The sequence below is a fragment of the Claveliimonas sp. genome (genome assembly GCF_037273965.1).
GTDB classification, from domain to species: Bacteria; Bacillota; Clostridia; order Lachnospirales; family Lachnospiraceae; genus Claveliimonas; species Claveliimonas bilis.
The window spans coordinates 1-5051 of record NZ_JAYAZJ010000100.1; the positions used below are offsets into that span (position 1 = coordinate 1).

Annotated in this window: 7 protein-coding genes; 1 reads left to right on the plus strand and 6 read right to left on the minus strand. The window is 44.2% G+C overall.

All coding sequences use genetic code 11. The features are described 5' to 3' along the window. The first annotated feature begins 26 nt into the window (after positions 1–26). The gene (locus WJ238_RS09325) at positions 27–491 is read left to right on the plus strand and encodes a YbaK/EbsC family protein (RefSeq protein ID WP_337606763.1); all 465 of its coding nucleotides are present in this window, start codon (positions 27–29) and stop codon (positions 489–491) included. 121 nt (positions 492–612) lie between these two features. Here the strand turns inward: WJ238_RS09325 and WJ238_RS09330 are convergent, their stop codons facing one another. The 6 genes from WJ238_RS09330 to nrdD form a co-directional block, all read right to left on the minus strand. Then, on the minus strand, positions 613–1281 hold the full coding sequence (locus tag WJ238_RS09330; RefSeq protein WP_337606760.1) for a B3/B4 domain-containing protein: 669 nt from the start codon (positions 1279–1281) through the stop codon (positions 613–615). Between the two features lie 12 nt (positions 1282–1293). Next, on the minus strand, positions 1294–2157 hold the full coding sequence (locus tag WJ238_RS09335; RefSeq protein WP_230105853.1) for a DegV family protein: 864 nt from the start codon (positions 2155–2157) through the stop codon (positions 1294–1296). Positions 2158–2283: 126 nt separating this feature from the next. Then, the gene (locus tag WJ238_RS09340; protein ID WP_337606761.1) at positions 2284–3645 is read right to left on the minus strand and encodes a spore germination protein; all 1362 of its coding nucleotides are present in this window, start codon (positions 3643–3645) and stop codon (positions 2284–2286) included. A 106-nt stretch (positions 3646–3751) separates the two neighbouring features. Further along, positions 3752–4267, minus strand: a complete 516-nt coding sequence (locus tag WJ238_RS09345) for a dCTP deaminase/dUTPase family protein (RefSeq protein ID WP_316267026.1) — start codon at positions 4265–4267, stop codon at positions 3752–3754. Next, positions 4263–4751, minus strand: coding sequence for an anaerobic ribonucleoside-triphosphate reductase activating protein (nrdG, locus tag WJ238_RS09350; RefSeq protein ID WP_230105851.1), 489 nt, complete (start codon positions 4749–4751; stop codon positions 4263–4265). The genes WJ238_RS09345 and nrdG overlap by 5 nt, the downstream gene beginning before the upstream one ends. 2 nt (positions 4752–4753) lie before the next feature. Next, positions 4754–5051 (minus strand): anaerobic ribonucleoside-triphosphate reductase (gene nrdD / locus WJ238_RS09355; protein ID WP_337606762.1); only part of this gene is annotated, 298 nt, incomplete at its 5' end.

Consider the following 5051-nt stretch of genomic DNA (forward strand, 5'->3'; position numbering starts at 1 on the left):
ATATCACGGAAAGGCGGTATGACCACATGTCTATAGAAAACGTAAAAGCACATTTCAGGAAATGGGATATGGAAAACCGTGTCCTGGAATTTCCCGTATCCAGCGCCACTGTCACAGAGGCCGCCCTGGCCTTGCATACAGATGAGCAGCGAATTGCAAAAACTCTTTCCTTCATGGTAGATGAGCATCCGATTCTTATCGTCACTGCCGGAGATGCCCGTGTTGACAACAAGAAATACAAAAGCACTTTTCACAAAAAGGCATCTATGTTAAAACCCGATCAGGTGGTTGATCTGATCGGGCACCCGGTCGGCGGCGTATGCCCTTTTGGAATCAAAGACGGGGTCAGCGTCTACCTGGATGTATCGCTAAAGCGTTTTGAGACAGTATTTCCTGCCTGCGGCAGCGCCAACAGCGCCATTGAACTGACTATCCCGGAGCTGGAAAAATATTCCGGTTTTAAAGCCTGGGTAGATGTCTGCAAAGAATAGCGTCGGTGTACAAGGGGCAGCACGGTCGGCGAAGGGTAAACAAAAAACCGTCTGCGGTATGGATATGACAGGCTGATAAAACAGCCTCTATCCGCAGACGGTTCTCTATTTTATTATTTTTTTATTCCACGATCCAGGATTCTATCTCTTCCGCGCCGGCATATTTTTCCAGATACTCTTTTCCCTTCTCCAACACCTTTTTAAGATCTCCGTTCTCGGAAAAGCAATAGACCAAAGTCAATACTTCCTGCGCTTCCTCTGTGATCATTGCTCTCTCGGAATCACTGGTAGAGCTTCCGATCGCCCCTTCTTCATCTGCCAGAACAGGAAGCGCCTCTATATTTATTTCATTTTTCCCGATTCCCTTGTAGGTTTCTCCGGGAAGTCCTATCCGAAACGTCAGTTCCTTACCTATTTTATCCGCATCATAGGACCCTGCAGAAAACCCGGATTCAATGGATATCAGATTATTCACATCTACCACTGTATTGACCTCGTAAAGCCCTTTTCCCTGTCCGATCCGGCGGATCAGCGCTTCTGACGACACTCTGTATCGGCTTGGATCCTTTCCGAATGCTTTATAGGCCGCTCTGGATTCTTTGATACCCGGAATCTCATTTATTCCATAATCAAAAATCTCATCTTTTACTTTTTTTAAAATATCCTTTTTAAGATATTCCCACATCTGCTCATTCTTTTTTTCTACTTTGACATGGTACTGCAGACAGCCAACCTTTGTTGCCGGCCATTTCTCTTTCATATTTGGGTCAATGGTCAGATTTTTTTTCATGAGTTCTACCCCTTATCTTTCGTTTCCCATACAGAATACCGCCACTACGCCCGGACCGGTATGGCTTCCGATCACAGTTCCGATATTATTGATCAGAATATTGTCTATTCCCATTTTCTGGCGTACCAAAGAAGCTACGTATTCTGCATCTTCGATACAATCTCCATGGGTGATCATGATAATATCATTATCCCATCCTTCTGCCTGTTTCACAGCCATATCCACAATCTTATTGAGAGCTTTCTTTCTTCCTCTCTCTTTTCCGATAACCTGAAGGGCGCCGTTATTATCCATGTGGATGATGGGCTTGATCTGCACCATAGTTCCAAGGACTGCCGTAGCTTTGGAAACTCTTCCGCCTCTGTGAAGATGATTCAGGTCATCCACTGTTACATTATGGCAGATATGGAGCTTATTTTCCTCTACCCACTTTGCAGTTTCTTCCAATGTCTTTCCGCTTTCCTTCTGCTTTAGCGTCTTATAAAGCAGAAGCGCTTCGCCCAGACAAGCGCAGAGCGTATCGATCACAATAACTTTTGATCCCGGATATTCCTCCATCAGCTCTTCCGCCGCAATTTTCATGCTGTTGCATGTTCCGCTTAAAGCAGAGGAAAAGGCGAGGTGGAGCACATCCTTCCCTTCTTTTACAAAGCCTTCCAGAGCCTCTTTTGCTTCCTCCGGATTCACCTGTGAAGTAACAGCCATTTTCCCTTCTCTGAGTTTCTGAAAAAACTCTTTTGAAGAAAGTCCATCCATATCCTCATAAGTCTGTCCGTCTATTGTATATCGAAGAGGAACAACCGGAACATTTCTCTCTGCCAGCCATTCCTTCGGCAAATCTACCGTACTGTTTACTGTGATCACGTAATCTCTCATTCTTACGACCTCCTAAATCCCGTTTTCATAATCATACCACCTTTTCCACTATTAGGCAAAATTTTTTTCGGAATGCTGTTTCGGAGATCCCTTCACGGTGCCTTTTGAATATTGGCGTCCCTTTTTCTAATTCAATTTCACACGAAGAAAATTTCTTCCTGTAAAAGTCTTGTTAAAACATATCATACAAAGAATAGTCACCGTTCCCAGAGCAAATCCGCCCCAGTTAAACAGAGCTGTTAAAACCAGCAGAATAAGGCGCATAAATTTCAGGGCATAGCCCAGCTCAAAATTAGGCTGGGTATAGTTAGCCACCGCCACGAATGCCATATACAGCATAACTTCCGAGTTAAACCATCCGGACTGTACGGAAAATTCTCCCATAACAATACCTGCAATGACACTTAGAGGTGTACTTAACATACTGGGCGTATTCAATGCTGCCAGACGAAGCCCGTCTATGGCAACCTCTAATATCAAAAGCTGAAACACAAGGGGGATATTGACTGTATCCCTCAGGGCTACAAAATGAAAAACCTCCGGCAGCCAGTTCAGATTCTGCATAAATAAAAGGAATACCGGCGTAAAAAAAACAGTCAGAAATGTGATGATCCCCCGTGAGATTTTTAAGTAAAGCTGTGTGATCAACGGGAAATAGTAATCATTTGCCTCTTCGATGATATCAAGAACAGACGTTGGCAGGATCATGGCAGAAGGTGAATTGTCCACCAAAAGAACGATTTTCCCCTCCAGCAGACAGGCGGCGGCTGTATCCGGACGTTCTGTATATTTAAATTTCGGCATCGGATTGAGTAATTTTCCTCGGAACAGCTGCTCTGTCAGTGTCTGCTGGTTCATACGGAGATCTTTTGTGTGAATATTTTTCAACTCACCTATCAGGCGTGAAAGAAGCTGCTTATCTACCCGGTCAGTCATATAGCAGACTGCCACGTCTGTTCGGGAACTTTCTCCGATATCCAGCATCTGCATCACAAGGTGAGGATCCCGGATCCTCCTCCTCATCAGCGCTGTATTAAATACGATTGTTTCTACAAAGCCATCCCTGGATCCCCGAAGAGATTTATCCTTTTCCGGTTCCCCCACATTTCTGGCCGGGTAAGTTCTGCAGTCGATCACAATACATGCTTCATAGCCGTCAATAAAAAGACAGGTAGTTCCTGACAGAAGATTTCGGAACACCTGATCAAATTCTCCTATGATATCAACTTCTACATAAGGCACATGCTGTTTTACAAATCCTGTGGCACTTGCAGGCATATTCTCCTTCGTCACTCCAAGAAAGGAATCCATAATCTTCAGCATCGCCTCGTCTTTCATAAATCCGTCAATAAAGAAAAAGGCAGCTTCCCTTCCTCCAATCATAAGATCTCGTTGTATCAGATCAAAACTGTCCTGAATCGGCAGGATCTGATTCATATATGCGACATTCTCCTTTACTGAGGCAGTCACAATTCTTGTATCCGGCATAATCTTATTTCCTCCATATCCTTATACGATATGTTTAATTTGCCCTGATCTGCCGGAAATATGCAAAAAGAGACAGGGTAATTTTCACCCTGCCTCCTTTTAACTTCTATTTCCCGGTTGTACTGCCGAACCCTCCGTTTCGCACCGCATCTGCGTCATCGTCGACTGTAATGCCGTATTCTACAAAAATCCCCTGCATAAATCCTGTCCCGGCCGCTATTTCAATGGTTTTCCCTTCGTTTGTATCATTTGTGATCTTGGAAAAAATATGGCCTTCATTATCAGAGTAAAAATAATCACTGTCTATGATCCCAACGGTATTATTCAACTGAAGCCGGTATTTAAAACCAAGTCCGCTTCTCGGATAGCATTTCAGCACCCAGTTCTCTTCCATTTCCACGCGGATCCCGGTAGGAATCTTTACAGTTTCACCCGGTGCGATCGTCAGAGAAACGGGTGCAAAAAAATCATAACCCGCCGATCCTGATGTCGCCCTCTTCGGAAGCTTTATTTCCTCATATATTTCGCGGATCTTCTCCTTATCCGTCTCACCAAACGTATCCTTCCATCCTTCTGTAAACTGTTCCAGGCTTACTTTATGAAATTTAGCAATTCTCTTAATCATGTAAAACAATTTCTCCTATCTGCAGTGTTTTTGGCACATCGATCACCATCTGATTTGCGCTCCCTTTCCAGTGAAGGGTATTGTCCTTTTTCTCTTCCTGAAATTCTCCATCTACAAGAACATCCAGATACTTTGCAATCTCCAGATCCTTTACTTCCTTCCAGAGACTTCCTGTATAAAGCCAGATTGTTTTGTTCGGATATTTTTCCCGTATCTCTTTTGCCAGCGCAGTGACCTGCCGGACATTCGCTTCATGAAGAGGATCTCCGCCGGAAAATGTAATGCCGCTTACATAGTCCTTATCAAGTTCATCGAAAATCTCCTGCTTTGCCTCCTCGTCAAAAGGAAGTCCTCCTTCCGGATCCCATGTAATGGGATTATGGCAGCCCGGACAGCCATGAGCACATCCTGCCACCCATAATACTACCCTAAGTCCGTCCCCATTGAGCATATCGTCTTTCGTAATATTATGATATCTCATTCCTACATACTTTTCCTTTCTGCAATTTCGGCCATTTTCGCCTCATTCAGTCTGGTATCTCCCTTCACTCTGGAATAGGAAAGGTAACCGTTCATACGGTCGATCTTCGTCAGATTTTTACTGCCGCATACCGGACATACATCCATAGAAAGCTCCTCATGTCCGCAATCATCACAGTAAGCAAGGGAAAGGTTGACTCCCTCGTAGTATCCTTTTGCCATAGCGCGCCGCACCAAGGATTTGATCGCTTCTTTATTATAATTAACCGGATATTTCACATACTGGATCTTTCCGCCGTTG